This window comes from Pusillimonas sp., from assembly GCF_044464525.1.
Taxonomy (GTDB): domain Bacteria; phylum Pseudomonadota; class Gammaproteobacteria; order Burkholderiales; family Burkholderiaceae_B; genus Pusillimonas.
In genome coordinates this window covers 1-23,405 of the sequence record NZ_JBIQLE010000027.1, presented here as the reverse complement: position 1 = coordinate 23,405, position 23,405 = coordinate 1, and the positions used below count along the sequence as shown (strand labels likewise).

General features: G+C 60.6%; 22 protein-coding genes. 8 read left to right on the top strand and 14 right to left on the bottom strand.

All coding sequences use genetic code 11. The features are described 5' to 3' along the window. The 10 genes from ACIY1O_RS13815 to alr form a co-directional block, all read right to left on the bottom strand. Positions 1 to 357 carry a Spx/MgsR family RNA polymerase-binding regulatory protein gene (locus ACIY1O_RS13815; protein ID WP_397475677.1) on the bottom strand — a complete coding sequence of 119 codons (357 nt, stop codon included), beginning with the start codon at positions 355 to 357 and terminating at the stop codon, positions 1 to 3. Then, positions 354 to 1,157 carry an ABC transporter permease subunit gene (locus tag ACIY1O_RS13810; protein ID WP_397475676.1) on the bottom strand — a complete coding sequence of 268 codons (804 nt, stop codon included), beginning with the start codon at positions 1,155 to 1,157 and terminating at the stop codon, positions 354 to 356. The genes ACIY1O_RS13815 and ACIY1O_RS13810 overlap by 4 nt, the downstream gene beginning before the upstream one ends. Further along, complete coding sequence (locus ACIY1O_RS13805) at positions 1,144 to 2,067, bottom strand: ABC transporter permease subunit (RefSeq protein WP_397475675.1); 924 nt, start codon at positions 2,065 to 2,067, stop codon at positions 1,144 to 1,146. Before ACIY1O_RS13805 ends, ACIY1O_RS13810 begins: the two co-directional genes overlap by 14 nt. Next, positions 2,064 to 3,191: an ABC transporter ATP-binding protein gene (locus ACIY1O_RS13800; RefSeq protein ID WP_397475674.1), complete on the bottom strand. Its 1,128-nt coding sequence runs from the start codon at positions 3,189 to 3,191 to the stop codon at positions 2,064 to 2,066. The genes ACIY1O_RS13805 and ACIY1O_RS13800 overlap by 4 nt, the downstream gene beginning before the upstream one ends. Positions 3,192 to 3,196: 5 nt before the next feature. After that, a complete protein-coding gene (locus ACIY1O_RS13795) occupies positions 3,197 to 4,258 on the bottom strand; it encodes a polyamine ABC transporter substrate-binding protein (protein WP_397475694.1) in 1,062 nt (353 codons plus the stop codon). Positions 4,259 to 4,372: 114 nt separating this feature from the next. Then, entirely contained in the window at positions 4,373 to 5,083 is a 711-nt protein-coding gene (locus ACIY1O_RS13790) for a 3-deoxy-D-manno-octulosonic acid kinase (protein ID WP_397475673.1), read from the bottom strand. Then, the gene (locus tag ACIY1O_RS13785; protein ID WP_397475672.1) at positions 5,080 to 7,581 is read right to left on the bottom strand and encodes an ABC transporter permease; all 2,502 of its coding nucleotides are present in this window, start codon (positions 7,579 to 7,581) and stop codon (positions 5,080 to 5,082) included. The genes ACIY1O_RS13790 and ACIY1O_RS13785 overlap by 4 nt, the downstream gene beginning before the upstream one ends. A gap of 6 nt (positions 7,582 to 7,587) precedes the next feature. After that, positions 7,588 to 8,943, bottom strand: a complete 1,356-nt coding sequence (radA, locus tag ACIY1O_RS13780) for a DNA repair protein RadA (RefSeq protein WP_397475671.1) — start codon at positions 8,941 to 8,943, stop codon at positions 7,588 to 7,590. 1 nt (position 8,944) lies between these two features. After that, on the bottom strand, positions 8,945 to 9,664 hold the full coding sequence (locus ACIY1O_RS13775) for an SDR family oxidoreductase (RefSeq protein WP_397475670.1): 720 nt from the start codon (positions 9,662 to 9,664) through the stop codon (positions 8,945 to 8,947). A 22-nt stretch (positions 9,665 to 9,686) separates the two neighbouring features. Beyond that, positions 9,687 to 10,814, bottom strand: a complete 1,128-nt coding sequence (gene alr / locus ACIY1O_RS13770) for an alanine racemase (RefSeq protein WP_397475669.1) — start codon at positions 10,812 to 10,814, stop codon at positions 9,687 to 9,689. 30 nt (positions 10,815 to 10,844) lie between these two features. On the opposite strand from alr, the gene hpnC reads away from it, so the two are divergent. From hpnC to hpnE, 3 genes are read left to right on the top strand one after another with little or no spacing between them, the layout of a single operon-like run. Next, complete coding sequence (hpnC, locus tag ACIY1O_RS13765) at positions 10,845 to 11,729, top strand: squalene synthase HpnC (RefSeq protein ID WP_397475668.1); 885 nt, start codon at positions 10,845 to 10,847, stop codon at positions 11,727 to 11,729. Then, positions 11,726 to 12,589, top strand: a complete 864-nt coding sequence (hpnD, locus tag ACIY1O_RS13760) for a presqualene diphosphate synthase HpnD (protein ID WP_397475667.1) — start codon at positions 11,726 to 11,728, stop codon at positions 12,587 to 12,589. The genes hpnC and hpnD overlap by 4 nt, the downstream gene beginning before the upstream one ends. Beyond that, complete coding sequence (hpnE, locus tag ACIY1O_RS13755; RefSeq protein WP_397475666.1) at positions 12,586 to 13,968, top strand: hydroxysqualene dehydroxylase HpnE; 1,383 nt, start codon at positions 12,586 to 12,588, stop codon at positions 13,966 to 13,968. The genes hpnD and hpnE overlap by 4 nt, the downstream gene beginning before the upstream one ends. Positions 13,969 to 13,980: 12 nt before the next feature. Here the strand turns inward: hpnE and crcB are convergent, their stop codons facing one another. Genes crcB through alaC form a run of 4 tightly spaced genes read right to left on the bottom strand, consistent with a single transcriptional unit; the run spans position 13,981 to position 18,302 of the window. After that, positions 13,981 to 14,364 carry a fluoride efflux transporter CrcB gene (gene crcB, locus ACIY1O_RS13750; protein WP_397475665.1) on the bottom strand — a complete coding sequence of 128 codons (384 nt, stop codon included), beginning with the start codon at positions 14,362 to 14,364 and terminating at the stop codon, positions 13,981 to 13,983. A 43-nt stretch (positions 14,365 to 14,407) separates the two neighbouring features. Then, positions 14,408 to 15,817: a threonine synthase gene (gene thrC / locus ACIY1O_RS13745; RefSeq protein WP_397475664.1), complete on the bottom strand. Its 1,410-nt coding sequence runs from the start codon at positions 15,815 to 15,817 to the stop codon at positions 14,408 to 14,410. Continuing rightward, positions 15,814 to 17,118, bottom strand: coding sequence for a homoserine dehydrogenase (locus tag ACIY1O_RS13740; protein WP_397475663.1), 1,305 nt, complete (start codon positions 17,116 to 17,118; stop codon positions 15,814 to 15,816). Before ACIY1O_RS13740 ends, thrC begins: the two co-directional genes overlap by 4 nt. Next, positions 17,115 to 18,302: an alanine transaminase gene (alaC, locus tag ACIY1O_RS13735; RefSeq protein WP_397475662.1), complete on the bottom strand. Its 1,188-nt coding sequence runs from the start codon at positions 18,300 to 18,302 to the stop codon at positions 17,115 to 17,117. Before alaC ends, ACIY1O_RS13740 begins: the two co-directional genes overlap by 4 nt. Before the next feature lie 241 nt (positions 18,303 to 18,543). Between alaC and ACIY1O_RS13730 the strand changes: the two genes are divergently transcribed. From ACIY1O_RS13730 to ACIY1O_RS13710, 5 genes are read left to right on the top strand one after another with little or no spacing between them, the layout of a single operon-like run. Next, on the top strand, positions 18,544 to 18,990 hold the full coding sequence (locus ACIY1O_RS13730) for an Mth938-like domain-containing protein (RefSeq protein WP_397475661.1): 447 nt from the start codon (positions 18,544 to 18,546) through the stop codon (positions 18,988 to 18,990). Beyond that, on the top strand, positions 18,987 to 19,457 hold the full coding sequence (locus ACIY1O_RS13725; protein WP_397475660.1) for a peroxiredoxin: 471 nt from the start codon (positions 18,987 to 18,989) through the stop codon (positions 19,455 to 19,457). Before ACIY1O_RS13730 ends, ACIY1O_RS13725 begins: the two co-directional genes overlap by 4 nt. Before the next feature lie 55 nt (positions 19,458 to 19,512). After that, the gene (locus ACIY1O_RS13720) at positions 19,513 to 21,126 is read left to right on the top strand and encodes a PhoH family protein (RefSeq protein ID WP_397475659.1); all 1,614 of its coding nucleotides are present in this window, start codon (positions 19,513 to 19,515) and stop codon (positions 21,124 to 21,126) included. Between the two features lie 48 nt (positions 21,127 to 21,174). Continuing rightward, on the top strand, positions 21,175 to 22,194 hold the full coding sequence (gene pdxA, locus ACIY1O_RS13715) for a 4-hydroxythreonine-4-phosphate dehydrogenase PdxA (protein ID WP_397475658.1): 1,020 nt from the start codon (positions 21,175 to 21,177) through the stop codon (positions 22,192 to 22,194). Positions 22,195 to 22,254: 60 nt separating this feature from the next. After that, positions 22,255 to 23,226: a bile acid:sodium symporter family protein gene (locus tag ACIY1O_RS13710; protein ID WP_397475657.1), complete on the top strand. Its 972-nt coding sequence runs from the start codon at positions 22,255 to 22,257 to the stop codon at positions 23,224 to 23,226. The last annotated feature ends 179 nt before the right edge of the window (positions 23,227 to 23,405 follow it).

Genomic DNA, 23,405 nt, shown 5'->3' with positions numbered 1-23,405 from the left:
CTACCCCTTGAGCTCGTCGTATTTCTTGGTCGAAAAGCCGACGTTGACGCGGCCATCGGCATCGACACGCACGGGGCGACGCACCAGTGTGGGAAACTCTTCGATCAACGCCAGCCACTGGGCATCGTCCTGCGGCGTCTTGCGCTCGTCGGGCAGGTTGCGCCAGGTCATGGATGCGCGGTTGACCAGCTTTTCCCAGCCGCCCAGCTCGTCTTTCCACTTTGCCAGCACGGGCCCTGGAACCGGCTCGTCGCGGTAGTCTGTGAATTCATGGGCCTGGCCCTGTTCGTCGAGCCATTTCATGGCCTTGACGCAGGTGCTGCACCGCTTCAATCCGTAAAGCTGTATGGGTTTCATGTTTCCTCTTTGCGCCACTGCACCTTGCTTGCCACAATCACGCACAAGCCCACGATCAGTATGAACAAGGTCGCCAGGGCATTGATTTCAGGTTTGAGCCCAAGCCTTACCCGCGAGAACACTTCAAGCGGCAAGGTGGTGTAACCGGGCCCGGACAAAAACGATGCGATCACCACATCGTCAAGTGACAGTGTAAAGGCCAGCAGCCATGAGGCCAGGAGCGCAGGCGCGATCAGCGGCAGCGTAATGATGAAAAACACCTTCAGCGGCGATGCGCCCAGATCGAGCGCGGCCTCTTCGAGCGAACGATCCAGATCACGAATACGCGCCTGAACCACCACCGCCACGTATGCAAGGCATAAAGTAACGTGCCCCACCCAGATGGTAAACATGCCGTTGCCCGCGGGCCACCCTATCAGTCCGCCCAATTCGACGAACATCAACAACAGCGATATGCCCAAAACCACCTCGGGCATGGCCAGCGGGGCGCACAACATGCCCACGTACAAGCCCGACCCGCGAAACCGTCCCATGCGCACCAGCACGTACGCGGCCCAGGTACCCAGGGCAACCGCGGCAGTTGCCGTCAGCGCGGCGATTCGCAAGGAAAGCCAGGTAGCGGACAACAGCGCCTGATCGTTGAACAATTCCACATACCAGCGCAAGGAAAAACCGGTCCAGGAAGTCATCATGGCCGAATCGTTGAACGAAAACAGCATGAGACAGGCGATAGGCACATACAAAAAACCGTAGCCTATGGTAAGGACCACAGCCCGGAACAAGCCGTTAGTTTTTGCCATGGCGCCTCTCCAAGTCGAACTGGCGCGCCTGGTTGTATTGCAGCAAGGCCAGGGGCACGATAAGTATCAGCACCATCACGCAAGTTACCGCGGCGGCCATCGGCCAGTCAGTATTATTGAAGAACTCCGTCCACATGAGCCGGCCCATCATCAAGGTATCGGCTCCGCCGAGCATTTCCGGGATCACATATTCGCCCACCGTGGGAATGAATACCAGCAACGCGCCGGCCACCACCCCGGGCATGGACATCGGCAAGGTCACGTTCCAGAACGCCTGCCAGGGGCGCGCGCCCAGGTCATGGGCGGCTTCCAGCAAGCGAATGTCCAGCTTCACCAAGTTGGCATACAGCGGCAGAATGAAAAACGGCAGATAGGCATAGATCAGGCCGATGTAGACTGCGATGTCGGTGCGGTAAAGCTCCAACGGCGCGTCGATCACGCCCAACGCCAGCAAGGCGGTGTTCAGCAGGCCATCACTGCGCAAGATGCCCACCCAGGCATATACGCGCAACAGCAGTGACGTCCAAAACGGCAAGATCACCGCCAGCAGCATCAGGTTGCGCGCCTTGGGCGTGGCCCTGGCAATGTAATACGCCATCGGATAGCCGATAAGCCCGCAACATACCGTGGTAACCAGCGCCATCTTCACCGAGCTGATATATGTGGCGATGTAAAGACTGTCGGTCAACAACAGCTTGTAGCTGCTGAAATAGACACTTAGGCGCAAAGCCTCATTTTCCAGCGTCGCCAGAGGGGTATAGGGTGGAATGCCGAACCGCAGATCGGCGAAACTGATCTTCAGCACCAACAGGAAGGGAACCAGCAGGAACAGCGCCAGCCAGGCGAATGGCGGAACGATGGCAAGCTTGCGCAAGGCAGGTTGGCGGTCGCGCATGAAGAAGCGTTTCATGATGCCAGCACCGTCGCGCTATCGCTGGCCCAGCTGATATACACCTCGTCTTCCAGCCCTGGGGCGTCCGACTGGGCCAGAACCTGGCGAGGCACCTCGGCCTCGACCACCGCGCCCGAGTCGAGCCGCAACTGATAGCGGGCATGGCTGCCCATCCAGGCAACGTGGCCCACCACGCCTCGCGCCCAGTTGTACTCGTTCGACGGCTGCTCCCGAACCACTCGAATCTGCTCGGGCCGAATGGAGACGTGAACTTCCATGCCCAGGGGTTCATTAACGCCGTGGTTGACATACATGGGCCTTGCCAGCTCGTCGCTTTCGATCATCACGTGATCGGCCTCATCAACCGTGATGGTACCGGTGAACAGGTTGGTGCTGCCGATAAAGCCCGCCACGAAGCGCGAGTTGGGAAACTCATAGACTTCTTGCGGCGTGCCGCACTGCACGATCTGCCCCTCGGTCATCACGGCGAGCCTTCCGGCCATGGTCATGGCTTCGTCCTGATCATGGGTGACCATGATGCAAGTAACACCGACCTGGTCCAATATTCGCACCAGCTCGATCTGCGTCTTTTGCCGAATCTGCTTGTCGAGCGCCGACATGGGTTCGTCGAGCAGCAAGAGCTTGGGTCGCTTGACGAGGCTGCGTGCCAGAGCCACCCGCTGCTGCTGTCCGCCTGACAGCTGGTGCGGCTTGCGGCGTGAATAGCCGGCCATCTGCACCAGGTCGAGCGCCTCGAATACGCGCTCATGTATTTCGTTGCGCGGCACCCCCTCCTGCTTGAGGCCAAATGCAACATTGGCTTCCACCGTCATATGGGGGAACAAGGCGTAGGACTGGAACATCATGTTGACCGGGCGGCGATAAGGCGCCAGCGCCGTGATGTCTTCACCGTCAAGGTATATGCGGCCCGAAGTGGGCTCTTCAAAACCTGCCAGCATGCGAAGCAAGGTCGACTTTCCACAACCCGAGCTGCCAAGCAAGGCGAAGATTTCTCGCCGCCTGACTGAAAGATTCACAGACTGTACGGCCACGACGTCGCCATAGATTTTGACCACGTCGTCCACGCGTACGAAAGCATCCTCGTCCGCGGGCCAGACTGGGTTGGCATTGCGATTTTCCATCTCGGCTAGCGTCCTGAGCGAAGTTCGGCCCACAAGCGATTCTGCACGCGCAGAACATGAAGCGGCAGGGCCTTGATGACAAAAAGCTGCGCCGCGACCTCGTCGGGCGGGTAAATCATGACATTCTCAGCCACTTCCGGGTCGACGTATTGACGGGCGGTCTTGTTGGCATTGGGGTAGAACATGCTGTTGGTGATCGCCGCGTGCACTTGCGGGGTTTCGATGTAGTTAATGAAGGCGTGAGCCTCATCGACATGCGCCGCTCCTTTGGGTATGGCCATCGTGTCGAACCAAGCCGGCGCACCGCCCTGGGGCAGGTAGTAGTCTATCTCGTACGGCCTGCCCGCCTCTTCGGCGCGGTCGCGCGCGATAAGAACATCGCCCGAAAAGCCATAAACCATGCACAAGTCGCCCGAGGCCAGCTCGTCGATATAACCGGACGAGCTGAACTGGCGCACATAGGGCCGTATGCCCTTGAGCAGCTCTAACGCCGCTTGATAGTCATCCGGGTCGGTGCTGTTGGGGTCTTTGCCCAGATAATGCAGCGCCGCTGGAAACACCTGTGCCGCCTCGTCCAGCATTGCGATTCCGCAGCTTCTGAGCTTGCTTGCGTACTCGGGCTTGAAAAGCATGTCCCAACTTTCCAAGGGTGCATCTTCACCCAGAATTTCGCGCACGCGGGTCACGTTGTAGCCCAAGCCGTTGGTGCCATAGCCCCACGGCACGAGATATTGATTGCCCGGGTCAACGGCTGCGACCAGCTTCATGATCTCGGGGTCGAGATGCCTCCAGTTGGGTATCCGGCTTTTATCCAGCTTCTGGAACAGCCCCGCCTCGAGCTGGCGCGCAGCGTAGTGCGTGGATGGCACCACCACGTCATACCCTGATTTTCCTGTCAGGAGCTTGGCTTGAAGCGTGTCGTTGCTGTCGTACACGTCATAGCGCACCCGGATGCCGGTTTCTTTCTCGAAGCCGGAAAGCGTATCCGGGGCCGTATATTCGGCCCAGTTGTAGACGTTGACCACGCCGCCCTGCCCCCAGGCGACGGAAGTCGCCCACAGAAGCATCGTCAGCAAGAATGACGCGACCCTTTTCAAACCCACAGTGAAAGCCTCCGGAATCAATGCACCGAAAAGACGAGATGATAAAGCTTTTTTGGTTCTATCTGCGTTGCTTTGGTTTCAGCGGCAGCCGGCCGAGATTTGTTCATAGGCTTGCTGTATTCGCACCCAACAGTCCAGCCCTTGATCACCGGCTATTTTTTGCAACGAGCGGCGCAGCCGCAACAGATTTGATTGCCTGAGCCTCGCGCTCATGGAGCGGCGGCGGGCACGATCAAAATCAATCAGCCAGGCATCTGCGGCCTGGTCCAGCAAGATATTATAGGCATTCAGGTCAGCATGCCAGACCTCTGCCTCGTGCATGGCGAAAATGGCTTGGGCAACCGCCTCGGGCGCGTCCAGCGCCTCAGCCAAGGTTCGTACTCCTGAAATACGCTCGATGAGGATCGCCGCACGATAAAAAGGGCCCGTCCGCCAATACGCCGCCGCCAACGGAACCGGAACGCGTACTCCGCGCTGTAGAAGACGCTGCAATACACGGAACTCGGCAAACGACCGGGTGGCCGACTCTCCGGCCCAGAGATATTGGTCGCGGCTGACCCGAGCCACCATGCCGCCACGGCGATAATGACGCAGCACAGCCGGCCCGAATTCGCCCGAGACAAACCAAGCTGAGCGTCTGCCACCGACTTGCACAGCCGAGGCGCCAAGCAGCGGATTACCCGTGTCGAACAGACTTTCGGATGGCGCACTTACGCGTCCGGGATCGAAACACATGGCGCCCGAGGGGAAAGACAGCGTAGCCAATTCCGGCGAATGGAAGGAATTCATGTGGCTTCCCGCAGCATTCGAAGCGGAGGCGTATGCAGCACGCCCCGCAGCGCCAGCCCACCGCCCAGGCAGGAGATCAAGGCCCCGCCTGCCACCCCCGCCACCCATGGCCACCACGGCCAGCCGAGCGAAAACTCGAACACCCGCTCGGCCAGCAGACGCGCCAGCAGAATGGACCCGAAGGCTGCAAGCGCACCCGAAAGCCCGCCCAGCGCCAACAGCTCTATTGCCTGGGTGCGACGCAAACGAGTGGCGCCGGCGCCCAGCACGCGCAGCATCGCCACTTCGTGGATGCGTTCATCGCGCGTGGCGGCAAACGCCGCCGCCAGCACCTGGATGCCGGCCGCCACGGTAAACAGAAACAATATTTGGACCGCCAAAATAGCCCGCTCGACAATACGCCTGACATGACCCAGGATGGCGCCCACGTCGACCACGGTCAGATTGGGAAACTCATCCACCAAGCGCTGATTCAAGGCGGATTTTTCCGGCGGCAGGTGGAACGAAGTGATATAGGTAGCCGGCGCGTCGGCAAGCGCCGCCGGGGAAATCAGGGCGAAGAAGTTGACGTCGAACGAATCCCACTTCACTTCGCGCAAGCTGGTCACGGCGACGCGGACAAGCTGGCCGGCTACGTCAAAGCTCAACGTATCGCCAACCCCGATTTCCAGGGTATCGGCCAAACCCGTCTCAAGCGACACTTCATGGCCTTCCGCATCAAGCCACCGGCCCTGCACCAAAGTGTTGCTTGGGGGCAAGGCCGACATATACGATAAGTTGAATTCGCGTTCGACCATGCGCTGAGCCCGCTCGTCCTCGTAGCGGCGTGCATCGGCGGGCGCATCGTTGATCTCTACCAGGCGGCCCCTGATCATGGGAGCCGGCTCTTGAACAAGTATTTCTTCTTCGGCAAGCGCGGCGCTGACCGCGGCACGCTGGTTCGGCTGGATGTTGATAAGGAAGGTATTAGGCGCGTCCGGCGGCAAGGTGCCGCGCCATCCGTCCAGCAGGTCGATGCGGGTCAGGGTAAGCAGCAGCATCACCATCAATCCGACAGCCAGGGCGCATACCTGAGCAGTCGCCAGGCCGGGGCGCCTGACCATCCCCCGCAAGGCAAATCTTAACGAAGACGCATTGTGCAAGGTGCCGGCCAGGCCGCCCAGCGCCCGTATGGCGGCATAAGCAACCACATAGAAAACAAGAAGGCCCACCATGAATCCGCCGGACACGAAGGCGCTCATGCGCGCGTCGCCAGAAATCCACCACGCCAACAAATAGAAAGACAGCAGCCCCGCCCCATAGGCGACGGCGGTACGCGGCGCCCAATCGCCCTGCGTCTGGCGCAACACCCGCATCGGCGGAACACGATACAAGGAAGCCAGCGGCGGCAGCACGAAACCCGCGAGCATCAGCAGCGATGCCACATAGCCGTGCCACGCCGGTCTCCAGGAAGGCCGGGGCAGGTCGACGTCAAGCAGCGAGGCGACAAGCTGCGCCAGGCCCGCCTGGATCAAATAGGCCACAACCACTCCCAGCGACGCGGCGCACAGCGCAAGCAGCAGCAACTCGACACAGAACATGGCCGCCAATTGGCGCCGAGGCGCACCCATGCAGCGCATTACCGCCACCCCGTCACGGTGGCGGCGACTAAAGCGGCGTGCCGCCAGCGCCACGGCAACCGCCGCGATGACCACCGTCAGCAGGGCTACCAGGGTCAGAAATTGATACGCGCGATCCAGCGAGCGCTGTATCTCGGGCCGGGCTTCGCCCGGCTCGGTCAGCCTTTGCCCCGGCTTCAAGCGCGGCTCGAGCCAATTGCCAAATGCCCGCACCCCTGTCTCGGGCCCTGCGAACTTGGCCACATCACGCACGCGGCTGGCTGGCCCCAGCAGCCCCGTCGCAGGTAGCTCATCCAGACGCATCATGACTCGAGGCGCCACATTGATGAACTGCACACCCCTGTCCGGCTCATAAGAGATAACGCCGGCTATTCGCAGCGTTGACTCGCCAAGGGATATATCGTCACCCACGTCGATGCCCAGCAATCCGGTCAGTTGGGGGTCTATCCATACCGTTCCAGGCGACGGCCCACCCGCGGCGGCCACACCTTGAGCAGGGGCGTCGCCCCGCAGCATAAGCTCACCACGCAATGGATATGCGGTATCGACCGCTTTTAGCGATACCAGCCTCATGCCCCCTTCCGTGTTGGCCATGGAGGACAACACCCGGTATGAAGAGGCTTCAAGGCCTTGCGCTGCCGCCTGCTCCCACACCTCGCGGGCAATGGGCTCATCGGCAGCCAGGGCCAAGTCACCGCCCAGCATCTGGGCCGAGCTGCGATCCAGCGCCTTGGACACCCGATCTGAAAGAAAACCCACGCTGCTCACGGCGGCTGCGGCGATCAGCAGCGAAAGCGCCAGCAGCCCCAGTTCGCCCGACCGCCAGTCCCGCTTCAACGCTCGTAACCCGGGTACCAGATACCTGCTCCACAAGCGCATTGCGTCCTATCCTCGCAAACGGTCGATGGCCGCATCGATGCGGTCAACCGGCCATATTTCCAGGCCCTCTATGGCATGCTTGGGCGCATTGGCCTTGGGCACCAACGCAAGCCGGAACCCCAGCTTGGCTGCTTCCTTGAGGCGTTCCTGGCCGCGCGGAGCGGGCCTGATTTCGCCGGCCAGCCCCACTTCGCCAAATGCCACCAGACCTTCGGGCAACGGCTTGTTTCGCAGGGACGACATGATGGCCAGGAGTACGGGCAGGTCAGCCGCCGGCTCAGTGATCTTGACCCCGCCCACGGCGTTGACGAAAACGTCCTGGTCGAAAGTGGCCACGCCCGCATGCCGATGCAGGACCGCCAGCAACATGGCCAGCCGTGTGCTTTCCAAGCCCACCGAAAGCCGGCGCGGGTTGGGCACGTGGGCGCCGTCGACCAGCGCCTGGATCTCGACCAACAGCGGCCGCGTGCCTTCCTGCGTGGCCATGACACAAGAGCCGGCCACATTGCGGTCGTGCTGGGACAAAAACAGGGCGGACGGGTTGTTGACCCCGCGCAAGCCTCGGTCAGTCATGGCGAAGACGCCCAGCTCGTTGACGGCGCCAAAACGGTTCTTGATCGCCCTGATAAGACGAAAGGACGAATGCGTATCGCCCTCGAAGTACAGCACGGTGTCGACAATGTGCTCCAGCACACGCGGGCCCGCCAACGCTCCGTCTTTGGTGACGTGTCCGATGAGGACGATGGAAATGCCGGTCTGCTTGGCCAAGCGGGTGAGCTGAGCCGCGCACTCGCGCACCTGCGAAACCGAACCCGGCGCGGCACTGAGCTCCGACGAGTAAAGCGTCTGGATGGAATCGATTACCGCCACACGGGGCTTTTGCTCGGTAAGGGCGGTTACGATGGCATCGAGCCTGATCTCCGCCAACAGCTGGACCTCTTCAGTGCCCAGATCAAGACGCCGCGCGCGCAGGGCCACCTGTTCGGCCGATTCTTCACCGGTTACATACAGTACCGGCGTTACCCGCGACAAAGACACCAAGGCCTGCAATAGCAAAGTGGATTTGCCTATGCCGGGGTCGCCACCGATCAGGACCACGGCCCCTGTGACCAACCCGCCGCCCAATACCCGGTCGAACTCGGCCAGACCTGTGGGTTGGCGTGGTAATTCGCGCGCCTCTATCTCGGCCAGGTTGCGCACCGGGCTTGCCCCGGCCAACGGTGTAAAGCGGTGATTTTGCGCCGGCTCGGCAACGATCTCGGTCAGGGTGTTCCATTCACCGCAATGCGGACACTTGCCCTCCCATCTGAGGCAGGAGCCGCCGCATTCACTGCAAACGAAAGTGGTCTTCGCCTTGGCCATGCTAGCGGCGTCCCGCGAGGCTGCCGCCCCCATCAACGCCAAGCACCTGGCCGGTGATGAAGCCCGCTTCGGGCGACAGGAGGAAAGTAACAGCCGCTGCCACGTCGGCGGGCTGGCCCAGCCTGCCCATGGGAATCGATTCCAGGGCCGCCTTTTCAGAGTCGCTGCCGACCGGGCTGCCGGCCCTGAACAGTTCAGTCTCGACCGGCCCGGGCGACACCGCATTGACGGTAATTCCGTAAGGAGCGAGTTCAAGAGCCCAGGTACGGGTCGATGCAACGAGCGCGCCCTTGGCAGCGGCGTAGCTGGTGCGGTTGGGCGAACCATGCGTGGCGCGGCTGCAGATATTCACGATGCGCCCTTCGTGGCGCGCCTTCATGGAGGCGACGAATGCCTGGGTGACTTGCACAGCCACCCTCAGGTTCAGGTCGTAAACCTGATAGAGCGATGACAAATCGACTTCGCCCAAGGGCGCGGGCTTGACGACGCCCACATTGTTCACAATGCCGTCGACCGGATACTTTTCACGGATGACGCGCAGAATGTCCTCGGTTTCGCCGGCATTGGCCAAATCGCAGGAATACAAATAACCCGGAAAATCAATATCCTGTGTGTGACGGGCCAGGCCCACCACGTGGCAGCCCAGATCGGCCAGGCGCCTGCTGATGGCCCAGCCTATGCCCTTGGTTGCTCCGGTGACCAACACGCATTGATTCTTCATGTCTTCCTTCCGTAATGTGCGGCTAGCCCGCCTGTACCGGCACACGAGGCGCCAGCGCGCATAATAACTCGTAGCCGATGGTTCCGGCCGCATGGGCGACCTCATCCACTGACGGCCCCCCCCGGCCCCACAACACGACGGGCGAACCGACGCCCGCGTCCGGCAAGGTGCTCAGGTCGACAATGAGCATATCCATTGACACGCGACCAAGCAAACGAGTCGGTCGGCCATCGACCGTGATCGGCGTGCCGTTGGGCGCGTGGCGCGGATAGCCATCGGCATAGCCGCATGCCACAACGCCGACCCGCATGGCATGTGGCGCGACGAAAGCATGCCCATAGCCCACGCCTTGTCCGGGGCTGATCTCCTGGACGCCTATGATCTGCGAGCGCAGTGTCATGGCCGGCTCCAGACCCAGGTCTTGGGCCGACTGATGGGGAAACGGCGACGAGCCATACAGGCATATGCCCGGACGCACCCATTGCTCGAACTCGGACGGCGGCCACAGCCAGTAGCGGGGTGTGAGCGTGGCGGCCGAGTTGCACAGGCTGATCGGGCCCGGAAGACCGCGAGTGGTTTCCAGGAAAAGCTTGAATTGCGCTTCGGTTACTTCGGCGTCGTCGTCCGAACGCGCGAAATGGGTCATCTTGCCAACGACATCAAGTAAGCCGCGCTCCTTTTCGGCCAGGGCCTGGCGATAGGCGTCGGCGTAGCGTGCCGGCGCGAATCCGAGCCGACTCATGCCGGTGTTGAGCTTGACCAATACGTTCAGACGCGGGCCGGGTTGCGCGGCTTTCAGCATGTCGAGCTGTTCGTGACAATGCACCGTGGCCCATAAACTATAATCCCGGAACGCGCGGATATCGGCGGGTTCGAAAAAACCCTCCAGCATAAGGATGGGCTTGTTCCATCCCGCTTCGCGGCACCTGACGGCCTCGTCCAGATCAAGCATGGCAAGGCCCTGGGCACGCCCGAAGGCACGCACCGCATTGTCAATGCCATGGCCATAGGCATTAGCCTTGATAACCGCCCACATGTTGGGGACAACCCGGCGGTTTTGCTGACTGAAGCTGTTCAATTGTTGGGCGACTACCGCCAGATTGTGCTTTAAAGACGACAACGAAATCGAAGCCGAAATTGGACGTGGCATAAAACTCCCCTAATAGCGAAAGTCTAATCCATGTCGACATTCGATGTGCAACCGCGGGAGCACTATGAAAACTTCCCGGTTGCCTCCTTATTGCTGCCCCGGCGCCTGCGAGCGCCGGTCTCGCATATCTATCATTTCGCCCGCAGCGCCGACGACATCGCCGATGAGGGCGACGACGCTCCCGCACTGCGGCTTCATAAGCTGGCCGCCTACCGGGAGGCGTTGCTGTGCATGCATGAAGGTCAAGCCGGAATGGCCAAGAGCGACCCTCTGTACCATGTCTTCGCTCCCCTGGCGCAAACTGTGCATGCGCATGGCTTGCCGTTGCAACCCTTCCTCGACCTGCTATCGGCCTTCGAGCAGGACGTCACTATCCACCGCTATCCCGACGACGAGGCGCTACTGGACTACTGTACCCGCTCGGCCAATCCGGTCGGGCGTCTGATGTTGCATCTGTATGGCGCAACCCACCCCGAAAACCTGCGCCAGGCGGACGCTGTATGTACCGGGCTGCAACTGACCAATTTCTGGCAGGATGTTGCCATCGATTGGAACAAATCGCGCGTCTACCTGCCGCAAGACAAGCTTGTCCGTCACGGCGTGGATGAATCTCACATCGCCCAGGGCCGTTGCGACAGTTCCTGGCAATCGCTGATGCGGGAACAAGTGGGCCAGGCTCGCTGCCTGCTGCTTGAAGGCCTGCCGCTGGCGCGCAGGCTTCACGGCCGCATCGGCCTTGAACTGCGCATGGTGGCGCTGGGCGGCCTTCGTATCCTTGAGCGCATGGAACAATTACACTACGACGTGTTTCAACATCGGCCCACGCTGCGCAAGCGCGATTGGGTTGTGCTTTCATGGCGTACGCTTCGCGACGCCGCGCACCTTTATCATTATCCGGCTTCGACCACGCAATGAGTCCCGACGAATACTGCCAGAACAAGGCCGCGGCAAGCGGTTCAAGCTTCTATTACTCGTTTCTGTTCCTGCCGCCGGAGCAACGCAAGGCAATTACCGCCTTATACGCTTTTTGTCGTGAAGTCGATGACGTGGTTGACGAATGCAGCGACCCCTCGGTGGCCCGCAGCAAGCTGGCCTGGTGGCATGCCGAAGTGGACAAGATGTTCGCAGGCAAGCCCGAGCACCCTGTTACGCGGGCGCTGTTTCCCCACCTGGCCGAACGCCGCATCACCGCAGAGCGCATGCATGCGGTGATCGCTGGCATGGAAATGGACCTGGATCAATCCCGTTACCTGGATTGGCCAGGCTTGCGCACCTATTGCTGGCATGCGGCAGGTGTAGTGGGCGAGCTATCCGTGGGCATCTTCGGCTACACCGACGACAACACCCTTGAATATGCCGACAAACTGGGATTGGCGTTCCAACTGACCAACATCATTCGCGACGTTGGCGATGACGCCCGGCGCGGGCGCATCTACTTGCCCATCGACGAATTACAGAAATTCGACGTCAAGGCTTCGGAAATTCTCGCCAGCCAGCACTCCGAGCGGTTCGAAAATCTGATGCGTTTTCAGACCCAACGCGCGCGCCAATTTTATCGCGAGGCCATGCTGGCACTGCCGGAAGCAGATCGCCGCAAGCAGCGGCCCGGCCTGGCAATGGCCGCCATTTATCACGCTTTGCTCGACGAAATAGAGCGCGACGGCTGGCATGTATTGGAACAACGCGTTTCGCTGACGCCCATACGCAAATTCTGGCTGGCCTGGAAGACCTGGGTGGGCGGCGGACGCGGCCTGATCAAACGCCTGTCCCGATGAACGTCGCCGTCATTGGCGCCGGCTGGGCAGGCCTGAGCGCCGCCCTTGAACTGCATCATAACGGGCATGGCGTCACTGTGTTCGAAGCCGGCCACAGGCTGGGCGGCCGCGCTCGCGGCGTGCATTGGCCCAAACTGGACGCCACGCTGGACAACGGCCAGCACATCATGCTGGGCGCCTACACGGAAACTCTCGCGCTTATGCGCCGCTTGAAGCTGGATCCTGATGCCTTGCTGTACGGCATGCCCCTGGCCCTGCAATCGGCGGATCAGCGCTTTGCATTGCGAGTACCGGATATTGCCGGCCCCTTGGCCCTGCCCGTTGCATTGTTACGCGCCCAAGGCATAGGCTGGATGGAGAGGTTGCGGCTCGCCGCATTATTGAGCCGGCTGTCTTGGCGCGACTGGATCACCGACCTTGGCGCACGTTCAACTCAGCAGCAAAAACAGAAGAAGGCGGCCGCCGGCAAGCCAACTGTCGCCCAATGGCTTGCGCGTGGCCGACAATCGCCACGCCTGATCCAAAGCTTCTGGGAACCACTCTGCCTGGCAACGATGAACACACCCACCCACCGAGCCTGTGCGCAACTATTCGCCAATGTGCTGCGCGACAGCCTGGGCGCAGGCCCAAATGCTTGCCGGGTGCTTATCTCGCGCGTGGATCTATCCAGCTTGTGGCCGGAACAACTTCCCGCTGAAATCAGTATCAAGCGCGGGCATGCCGTTCGCCATCTGGAAGCGGATGGTTGCGGCGTGCTTATTGAGGGTCAAGCTTTCGACGCAGTGGTGATAGCCACCAACGTCCAACCCGCCCGTCGCCTGTTGGGCCAGTTACCCTGCACGCCCGGCTCGCAAGAGTATCTTGCCATGCTCAGCGCCTTCGAACCCCTGCCCATCGCCACACTGACGCTTGAACTTTCAGACCACTGGGATATGCCTCACGCGATGCTGATGCTTGCCGAGCATCCGAAGCGACGCCATTTCGGCCAGTGGCTGTTTCACTGCAATGTGTTTCTCGACGAGCCACTAGCCACAAGCCGCCTTAACGTGGTGATAAGCCACGCAGTCGATTTGCCAAATTGGTCGGTGGAGGAAATTGTGGATGGAGTGCTGGAACAGATTAATGAGCAAGCAACGCAGTTCGCCCCTGTGCCCGCAGTGCGCGCTTATGAGCTGATTAGCGAAAAACGCGCCACCTTCGCCGCGGTACCAGGCCTGAAACGCCCCTCGAACATCACTCCCTGGCCACAGGTATACGCGGCCGGCGACTGGACCGACACCGGCTATCCGGCCGTGCTGGAAGGCGCGGTACGCAGCGGCTTGGCGGCCGCACGTGCTGTAAACGCAGGCCACACCTGCGATCTGGGGGACGGCATTTGAACTGCATGAAGCTCAACGCACTGCGCTAACTGTCCACAACCCCAGCCCGGTGAACAGCAACGCCCCAAGCAAGCTCAGCCCCGAGTAAGCAATAGCCGACAGCACCTGGCCTCGCTCGATCAGGCCCACAGTTTCAGCCGAGTAGGTGGAAAATGTCGTCAACCCGCCCAGAAACCCGGTGGTCACCAGAAGCTTTAGCCATCCTGGCGTCTCGGGAAAAAGCAGGAAACACCCCAGTGCCAGACCGATGAGATAGGCGCCGACCAGGTTGGCGGCCAACGTGCCCCAGGGCAGCGTGGAAGCTGCCTGATTGAGCCAGATTCCCAACAGCCAGCGTGCGATTGCTCCAAAGGCCGCACCGACTCCCACTGCAAGAACGTTGCTCAGGATCGACACGGCACGCCCCCTAGATTACGCGTTGCACAATGCAGGCTTTGTTTTATATTTTGGCGTTCTGACGGATATAGTCTTTGACGTGCGCGGCTTTGCAATCCATGATCTGCACCCGCTGCGGCAGGCTGGAAAGATCTTGCAAGTGCTCGGGCACCGGAGCGACCTGTCCGGTCGCCTCGCGGATGGTTTCCGTAAACTTAACCGGCAGTGCGGTCTCAAGCACCAGCATGGGGATATCCGGGTCGGGATGCTCCGCGGCCACCTTGACCGCATCGGCCGTATGAGGGTCGATGAGTATTCCGGTGTCGTCGTACACCGAGCGTATGGTCTTCAGGCGGTCTTGATGCGTGCTGACGCCCGCCACGAAGCCGTAACGCGATTCGAACTGGGGCTTGAGTTCGCTTAGATCAAATCGGCCGTCACGCTCAAGCTGCTGCCAAAGCTGAGCCACCCTGCCCGCATCGCGCCCTACCAGATCGAATACAAAGCGCTCGAAGTTGGACGCCCGCGAGATGTCCATCGAAGGGCTGGAAGTGGCATGTGTTTGGGCCGCCGAGCGCGGTTGATAGATGCCCGTGCGGAAGAACTCTTCGAGCACGTTGTTTTCATTGGTGGCCAACACCAGCTTGGCGATGGGAAGTCCCATCTCGCGCGCCAGGTGTCCCGACAGAATATTGCCGAAGTTGCCGGTGGGCACAGAAAATGACACCTGCTGGCCGGGCCCCGAGGTGACGCGCAGCCAGCCCCAGAAGTAATAGACGATTTGCGCGGCGATTCGTGCCCAGTTGATCGAGTTGACCGCCCCCAATCGATAGGCCGACTTGAATTCGAGATCACTTGCCAGGGCTTTGACAATGTCCTGGCATTCGTCGAACACACCTTTTAGCGCAAGGTTGTGGATGTTGGAGTCTTGCAGAGAATACATCTGGGCGCGCTGGAAATCACTCATGCGCCCGTGCGGCGACAACATGAATACAGCCACCCCTTTCTTGCCCCGCAAGGCGTACTCGGCCGCCGAGCCGGTGTCGCCCGAGGTGGCGCCCAGGATGTTCAGGGTGGTACCGCGCTTGGCCAATACGTACTCAAATACCTGGCCCAGAAACTGCATGGCCATGTCTTTGAACGCCAGCGTGGGGCCTTGCGACAAACCCAGCAGGCTGACGTTGTCGCGCAGCGGCTTGAGCGGCACCACGTCGGGCGAATCAAACACACCCGGAGCATAGGCCGCCTGCACGAGCCGGCTCAGGTCTTCACGCGGGATATCATCGATGAACAGGCCCAAAACCTCGGTGGCCAGCCCGGCGTAATCAAGCGTGCGCCAGGCTTCAAGTTGCTCGGCAGTGACTTGTGGCAGGGTCTCTGGCAAGGCCAGCCCGCCGTCGGGGGCCAGGCCTTCGAGCAAAATGTCGGAAAACGGCAGCGGGTTCATCCCCCCGCGGGTCGAGCGGTATTTCATAGCAGGTGCTCCATGCGCAGACGGGTGATCTTGGATTTGACGAAAGGCAGGTACTGGATTTTTCGAAGTGCGTCTTCGACATTGCCTTCGCGCGCTTGATGCGACAGAAAGATGATATCGGCGTCGTTGTCGCCATGGGGTTCCTGAAACATCGAGCCGATTGAAATATCGGCGTCGGCCAGAATGCGCGCCAGATCGGCCAGCACACCGGGCCGGTCTTCGACACGCAAGCGCAGGTAATAGGAAGAGACCACGTCGTCCATCGAGAGCACAGGAATATCCACCACCGACACAGGCTGAAAGCCCAGGTGCGGAACCCGTTGCCCGGGCTTCACCTCGAGCGCTCGCGCAACGTCTATCAGATCGGCCACAACCGCCGAGGCAGTGGGCAGCCCGCCCGCCCCTGGGCCGTAATAAAGCGTGGGCCCGACGGCATCGCCGCTGACGAGCACGGCGTTCATCGCCCCTTCGACGTTGGCCAGCAAGCGCTCGGCCGGAATGAGGGTGGGATGCACGCGCAATTCGATGCCGCGCTCGCTGCGGCGGGTGATCGCCAGCAACTTGATTCTGTAGCCCAGGCGCTCGGCGTGGGCGATGTCCTCACGCGCAAGATGGGAGATGCCCTCGGTGTGCGTCTTGTTGAACTGCACCGGAATACCGAAGGCGATCGAGGCCAATAAAGTGAGCTTGTGGGCAGCGTCCACCCCTTCCACGTCGAAGGTGGGGTCGGCCTCGGCGTAGCCGAGCAACTGGGCTTCGGCCAACGCCTCGTGAAAAGACAAGCCGCGCGAACGCATTTCGGACAGCACGAAATTGCTCGTGCCGTTGATGATGCCCGCCAGCCACTGGATATTATTGGCCGCCAGGCCCTCGCGTATGGCCTTGATGACAGGAATGCCACCCGCTACGGCCGCCTCGTAGGCGATGGTTACGCCCTTGGCCTCGGCGGCTGCGAAGATCTCGTTTCCGTGGCGGGCCAACAGCGCCTTATTGGCGGTGACCACGTGCTTGCCATGCGCAATGGCTTCCATGATCCAGTCGCGCGCCACGGTTTCGCCGCCGATCATCTCGACCACAACGTCGATGTCGGGGTCACGCACGACGCGCATTCCGTCTTGCGTGATGTAGGCCGCATCGCCGATCAGGGCCTCTGCTTTCTGGATGTCGCGTACCGCAACGCCCGTAACCTCGATGCGCCGACCCGCGCGTCTCTGGATTTCACTGGCATTGTCCGCCAATACTTTCCAGGTGCCGCCGCCGACGACGCCCAGCCCCAACAAGCCAACTTTCACTGCTTTCATTTACTTAATCCGTCCTTTCGGAACATTTCCTTGATGCCTCGCACCGCCTGCCGGATGCGCTGCTCGTTTTCGATCAGGGCGAACCGAACGTAATCGTCGCCGTATTCGCCAAAGCCTACGCCGGGTGACACCGCAACTTTCGCTTCGGCCAACAGCTTTTTCGAGAATTCGAGCGAACCCAGCTCTTGGTAGAACTCGGGTATCTTTGCCCAAATGTACATGGACGCCTTCGGAATATCGACCATCCACCCCGCTTCATGCAAGCCCTTGGCCAGGACGTCGCGCCGGCTGCGATACAACTGGGCCACGCGCTGGACATCGTCTTGCGGGCCTTCCAGCGCCGCGATGGCCGCTACCTGTATGGGGGTGAACGTTCCGTAGTCATGATAGCTTTTGAGCCGGGCCAACGCGTTGACCAACTCACGGTTGCCCACCATGAAGCCGACGCGCCAGCCGGCCATGTTGTAGCTTTTGCTCATGGTGAAGAATTCGACCGCCACATCGCGGGCGCCTTCAACCTGCATGATGGACGGCGCCACGTAACCGTCGAAAGTGATGTCTGCGTAAGCCAGGTCGTGAACCACGAGAATGTTGTGTTCTTTTGCAAGCGATACCACGCGCTCGAAAAAAGACAGGTCGACGCACTGGGCCGTGGGGTTGCTGGGAAAGCCCAAAATCATCATTTTGGGCTTGGGTATGCTTTCGCGAACCGCCCGCTCGATTTCTTCAAAGAAGTCGACGCCCGGCACCATCGGCACCGAACGGATGCTGGCGCCGGCGATCACCGCCCCATAGATATGAATCGGGTAACTGGGATTGGGCACCAATACGGTGTCGCCGCGATCGAGCGTGGCAAGCATCAAGTGGGCCAGACCTTCTTTGGAGCCGATGGTAACGATAGCCTCAAGATCAGGGTCTATCGCAACGTTGTAGCGCCGCTGGTACCAGCCCGAAATTGCCCGTCGAAGACGAGGAATGCCCTTCGATACGGAATATCCGTGCGTATTGGGCCGACTGGCCACCTCGATGAGCTTATCCACAATGTGCTTGGGCGTTGGTCCGTCGGGGTTGCCCATCGACATGTCGATAATATCCTCTCCGCGGCGGCGCGCCGCCATCTTGAGCTCGCCCGTAATATTGAATACATAGGGAGGCAGGCGCTCGATGCGAGGAAAATTCGTCATGATGGGAATCCTTGGGGGCCAAAAGAGAAAGCCGCGAAACACAGGAATAGGCTGCGGCAACACTACGATGCGAAAGATAACCCGTTAGTTTAAACGATCACGATGGCGCCGTAAAAAAGACGGAGCCCAGCGCCCGCAAGTTGCGCCCAGCCTGCCCGTCAGGGGCGCAAACCCTGTTTTTGCCGTCGCCACATGCAAAACCATTTGCGCTATGATCAAGCTGCAGAAGGGAGCAAAACGAGTGCAATTACAGTCTGAGTCCAACCCCGCGCTAAACACCGTTACCGCCTACGGAGACGACTACATCGAGATCAATGCCATTACATATCGGCACGCCGTGTATTTCGGCCCCGAGGGCGACATCCACCACTGGCCGGCCAGCGCCCCGGAAGCCATCGGCCCGTCGCTCCTGCGGCAGGCTGCGGGCTTGACCGAAACTCGCGTCGACCCCATGGATTTTCTCGATGGCGCCGCACCCTCCCGCCCCGCCAATGCCCCCGAAGTACTACTGGTAGGCACCGGCAAGAAACAACACCTGCTGCCGGCACAAACCACCAGCGAGTTTCTTGCCATGGGCATAGGCGTGGAATCCATGAGCACCCAGGCGGCCGCTCGCACCTACAACATCTTGATGGCCGAAGGGCGGCGCGTGGTCGCCGCCCTGCTGCCTCTGGAGCCCACACAATGAGTCAGACCACAGTCGGCAAGCCAATTCCCGACTTCACCGCCGCCGGCACCCATGGCGACATCACCAAGGCCTCGCTAGCCGGCGCCTGGACCGTGCTGTATTTCTATCCCAAAGACCACACGCCCGGCTGCACCACCCAGGCGCAGGGCTTTCGCGATTTACACGCCGATTTTGAAAAAGCGGGCGCCCGCATCATCGGCGTCTCGCGCGACTCTCTCAAGACGCATGGCAATTTCACTGAAAAGCAAAACCTGCCCTTTCCCCTGGTCGCCGATACCGACGAAGCACTGTGCAATCTCTTCGGAGTCATGAAGATGAAAAACATGTACGGTAAACAGGTACGGGGAATCGAACGCAGTACCTTTTTAATTGATCCGCAAGGCGTGCTGGTTCGCGAATGGCGCGGCCTGCGCGTACCGGGACACGTCGAGGCGGTGCTCGAAGCCGTGCGCGAAGCCGCCGGCTGAACAGCCCGCAGCGCACCGCCCCGACGTCACGTTCACCACAAGGAGCCTACGCCTCATGCCGCTGCCCAAGTTGCCTACCCGTATGGGAACCATTTTGTCCCTGGCTGATGACGCCATCGAAGCCGATGCAGCGAGCGCCCCAGAACCAGCGCAGGCTCCCGTCGCACGCCAAGCCGCTGAAACCAAGGCAACACCTGTAGCCCCCTCTGCCAAGCAGCCGAACTTGGCCGTCGTCAAATCCAGGGCAGCCAAGAAAACACGCTTGCCGGTTGCCAAGCGCAAACTGTTCGTGCTGGACACCAATGTGCTCCTGCACGATTCGAATTCTTTGTTCAAGTTCGAAGAGCACGACATCTTCCTGCCCATGATCGTGCTCGAAGAGCTCGACCATCAAAAAAAGGGCATGTCCGAAGTGTCGCGCAACGCCCGGCAAGTCAGCCGCTTCCTCGACGGCCTTGTCGGCGCCGGCGACGATCTATCCAAGGGCATGGCGCTTGACGCGCTGGGCAATCAAGAGGCGCTGGGTTCGCTGCACTTCCAGACCAGCGCCCTGTCTTCCGAGCTGCCTATCGAGCTTCCGTTGGGCAAGGCCGACAACGTCATCCTGCACGTCGTGCATGCGCTGCAAGCCGCATACTCCAAGCGTCAGGTCATTCTGGTGTCCAAGGACATCAACATGAGGCTCAAGGCGCTGGCGCTGGGCCTGGATGCCGAAGACTATTACAACGACCACGTCCTTGACGATTCCGACCTGCTTTACGACGGCGTCATGCCGCTGCCCGAAAACTTCTGGACCAAACACGGCAAAGACGTCGAATCCTGGCAGCAAGGCGGCACCACCTATTACCGCGTCAAAGGCCCCATGTGCGCCGAATTCATTGTCAATGAATTCGTTTATTTCGAAGGCGATCTGCCGCTGTACGCCCAAGTCAAGGAAGTCAGCGGCAAAAGCGCCGTGCTGGCCACCTTGCGCGACTACAGCCACGGCAAGAACAATGTCTGGGGCATCACGGCACGTAACCGCGAACAGAATTTCGCGCTCAATTTATTGATGAACCCTGATTGCGATTTCGTCTCGCTGCTGGGCCAGGCCGGAACCGGCAAGACCCTGCTGGCTTTGGCGGCGGGCTTGACCCAAACACTTGAAGCAAAACGTTACTCAGAAATCATTATCACCCGGGCTACCGTTCCTGTCGGTGACGACATCGGCTTTCTGCCGGGCACCGAAGAAGAAAAAATGCTGCCCTGGATGGGCGCCCTCGAAGACAACCTTGAAGTGCTGCATCTGGGCGCGGGCAATGATTTGGCTTCAGGTGCAGGCCAAGAGTGGGCCAAAAACCCCACCATGGAGATCATCCGTTCCCGCATCAAGGTGAAGTCCCTTAGTTTCATGCGGGGCCGCACCTTCCTGAACAAGTTCCTCATCATCGACGAAGCCCAAAACCTTACACCCAAGCAAATGAAGACGTTGGTCACACGCGCCGGTCCGGGTACGAAGATCATTTGTCTGGGCAATATCGCGCAGATCGATACGCCTTATCTCACCGAGGGCAGCTCGGGCCTTACATATGTGGTCGACCGCTTCAAGGGCTGGCCGCACGCCGGCCACATCACGCTGCAACGAGGCGAACGCTCACGCCTTGCCGACTATGCCAGTGAAGCCCTATAGCCTCGCGTCGGCGCTCCAACTCGCGCCCGCCAGCCGGCGGGCCTTTTCATGAGCGCGGCCTCTTCCAGCCTTCGGCCCATAGGCATCACCCTGGGCGACGCCGCAGGCATTGGGCCAGAGATCATCCTGAAGCTCTTTGCACAGGGGCTGGGCGAACCCGCAATCGTGTACGGCGATGCCGGCGTGCTGCGTGAAACAGCCGGGGCGCTGCGGCTCCAAACACCGCCCATCGTCGCAATCGACAAGTTCGAAGATCTGCCTGCGACAGGCCCGGAAGCCAACACCCTTACAATCGTCAATCGTTGGTCGGCGCTACCCCCTGGCCTGGTACCTGGCCGGCTGAACGCCGCCGCCGGTCGGGGCGCCTATGAATACCTCAGCCAAGCCATAGACGACGCGCGCGCAGGCCGCTTGCGCGCCATCGTAACCGCCCCCCTTCACAAGGAAGCCATGCGCCTTGGCGGGGTGGATTTCCCGGGTCACACAGAAATTCTGGCTGAACGTACCGGCACTTCCCGCTATGCCATGATGCTGGCCAACCCCGAGCTACGCGTCATCCTGGTCACCATCCACCTGCCGCTGTCCAAAGTGTTCGAGCACATCACCGTGCGAAACGAGCTCGACACCATCAGGCTGGCCCACCAGGCGTGCCGCGACGCCGGCATAACCCAGCCCCGCATCGCCGTGGCCGGCCTGAACCCCCATGCAGGGGAAAGCGGTCGTTTCGGCGCCGAAGAGATCGACATCATCGGGCCTGCCATTGAACTGGCGCGCAAAGAGGGCCTGGACGCCAGCGGACCATGGCCCGGCGACACGATCTTCATGCGCGCGCGACGCGGTGAATTCGACATCGTCGTTGCCCAGTACCACGACCAGGGCCTGATTCCGGTGAAATACCTGGGCGTGGAGCAAGGAGTGAATGTCACTGTGGGGCTGCCTTTCGTGCGCACCAGCGTAGATCACGGCACAGCCTTCGACATTGCCGGCAAGGGCATTGCCGACCCGGCTTCGTTGCGCGCTGCGTATGACATGGCCCTGGCGATGAGTAGTCCAAGCACCGAACCCTAAGGCCGCATCCCGGCCAAAGCATCCTCGCACCGCTTCAGAAAAACCAACCTCATTCAGATCATGTTTCGCATCGACCCTTTCCTGATCAAGCTGCTGGTCGCTGTGCTGATCGCCAGCCTGCTGCCGGCCCGCGGCGTTACGGCGGAACTACTCGGCTGGCTTACCACCTTTGCCATCGCCCTGCTGTTCTTCATGCACGGGGCTCGACTGTCACGCGATGCCGTCGTATCGGGCATGAAGCATTGGCGGCTTCATGCCGTGATCTTCGCCATGACATTCGTGCTCTTCCCCGTGCTTGGCCTGATCGGCGCTCCCCTGACCCGTATTTACCTCACGCCCGAACTACAGTCGGGCCTGCTGTTTCTTTGCTGCCTCCCCGCCACGGTACAGTCAGCCATCGCCTTCACTTCAATGGCTCGCGGCAACGTCCCCGCAGCAGTATGCAGCGCGTCAGCCTCCAGCATGCTGGGCGTCTTCATCACTCCTGTGCTGGTGGGGCTGCTTTTACTCGATACAGGCTCAGGGTCGATGGGATTGCAATACGGCATCATCGGGAAGATTATGCTCCAGCTTCTGCTGCCCTTCGTGGCGGGTCATTTGTCGCGGCCCTTGATAGGCGCTTGGGTAGCGCGGCGCAACGCCATGCTGAAGCAGCTTGATCAAGGCGCCATCTTGCTGGTGGTGTATACGGCTTTTTCAGCAGCGGTGAACGACGGTCTTTGGGCGCGCACTTCGGCCGGCTCCATGGTTGCCGTGGTGTTGACCAGTGTCATTCTGCTGTCGCTGGTGATGTTGATCAGCCTTGGCCTGGCGCGCTTGATGGGGCTTAGCGTAGAGGATCGAATTGTGCTGTTGTTCTGCGGGTCGAAAAAAAGCCTCGCAACGGGTATCCCGATGGCGAACATTCTGTTCGCCTCGCACGTGGCAGGGTCAATTGTGCTGCCGTTGATGGTGTTTCATCAGATCCAGCTTATCGCCAGCGCGATCATCGCGGGCAGGTACGCGCGGCGGCCGCAACTTAAGGACACATGACGTGTGCCGGGCGCTTGAAATATCATTGTGTTGATCTTGTGTTCTGCCGAGAATGATGTCTTGCCTTGTTTAAACGTCAAGTTGAGTTCTTGAACGCTGCCGTACTTGCCCACCTGTAAGCCGGCGGAGGCCAGGGAGCCAAAAACGGGCGTTGGAGGGCGCTGCCGCAAACCGCCCGA

Coding starts and splice junctions, on each gene's coding strand:
- ACIY1O_RS13815 (WP_397475677.1), bottom strand. CDS start 357: ATGAAACCCATACAGCTTTACGGATTGAAGCGGTGCAGCACCTGCGTC.
- ACIY1O_RS13810 (WP_397475676.1), bottom strand. CDS start 1,157: ATGGCAAAAACTAACGGCTTGTTCCGGGCTGTGGTCCTTACCATAGGC.
- ACIY1O_RS13805 (WP_397475675.1), bottom strand. CDS start 2,067: ATGAAACGCTTCTTCATGCGCGACCGCCAACCTGCCTTGCGCAAGCTT.
- ACIY1O_RS13800 (WP_397475674.1), bottom strand. CDS start 3,191: ATGGAAAATCGCAATGCCAACCCAGTCTGGCCCGCGGACGAGGATGCT.
- ACIY1O_RS13795 (WP_397475694.1), bottom strand. CDS start 4,258: ATGCTTCTGTGGGCGACTTCCGTCGCCTGGGGGCAGGGCGGCGTGGTC.
- ACIY1O_RS13790 (WP_397475673.1), bottom strand. CDS start 5,083: ATGAATTCCTTCCATTCGCCGGAATTGGCTACGCTGTCTTTCCCCTCG.
- ACIY1O_RS13785 (WP_397475672.1), bottom strand. CDS start 7,581: ATGCGCTTGTGGAGCAGGTATCTGGTACCCGGGTTACGAGCGTTGAAG.
- radA (WP_397475671.1), bottom strand. CDS start 8,943: ATGGCCAAGGCGAAGACCACTTTCGTTTGCAGTGAATGCGGCGGCTCC.
- ACIY1O_RS13775 (WP_397475670.1), bottom strand. CDS start 9,664: ATGAAGAATCAATGCGTGTTGGTCACCGGAGCAACCAAGGGCATAGGC.
- alr (WP_397475669.1), bottom strand. CDS start 10,814: ATGCCACGTCCAATTTCGGCTTCGATTTCGTTGTCGTCTTTAAAGCAC.
- hpnC (WP_397475668.1), top strand. CDS start 10,845: ATGTCGACATTCGATGTGCAACCGCGGGAGCACTATGAAAACTTCCCG.
- hpnD (WP_397475667.1), top strand. CDS start 11,726: ATGAGTCCCGACGAATACTGCCAGAACAAGGCCGCGGCAAGCGGTTCA.
- hpnE (WP_397475666.1), top strand. CDS start 12,586: ATGAACGTCGCCGTCATTGGCGCCGGCTGGGCAGGCCTGAGCGCCGCC.
- thrC (WP_397475664.1), bottom strand. CDS start 15,817: ATGAAATACCGCTCGACCCGCGGGGGGATGAACCCGCTGCCGTTTTCC.
- ACIY1O_RS13740 (WP_397475663.1), bottom strand. CDS start 17,118: ATGAAAGCAGTGAAAGTTGGCTTGTTGGGGCTGGGCGTCGTCGGCGGC.
- alaC (WP_397475662.1), bottom strand. CDS start 18,302: ATGACGAATTTTCCTCGCATCGAGCGCCTGCCTCCCTATGTATTCAAT.
- ACIY1O_RS13725 (WP_397475660.1), top strand. CDS start 18,987: ATGAGTCAGACCACAGTCGGCAAGCCAATTCCCGACTTCACCGCCGCC.
- ACIY1O_RS13720 (WP_397475659.1), top strand. CDS start 19,513: ATGCCGCTGCCCAAGTTGCCTACCCGTATGGGAACCATTTTGTCCCTG.
- pdxA (WP_397475658.1), top strand. CDS start 21,175: ATGAGCGCGGCCTCTTCCAGCCTTCGGCCCATAGGCATCACCCTGGGC.
- ACIY1O_RS13710 (WP_397475657.1), top strand. CDS start 22,255: ATGTTTCGCATCGACCCTTTCCTGATCAAGCTGCTGGTCGCTGTGCTG.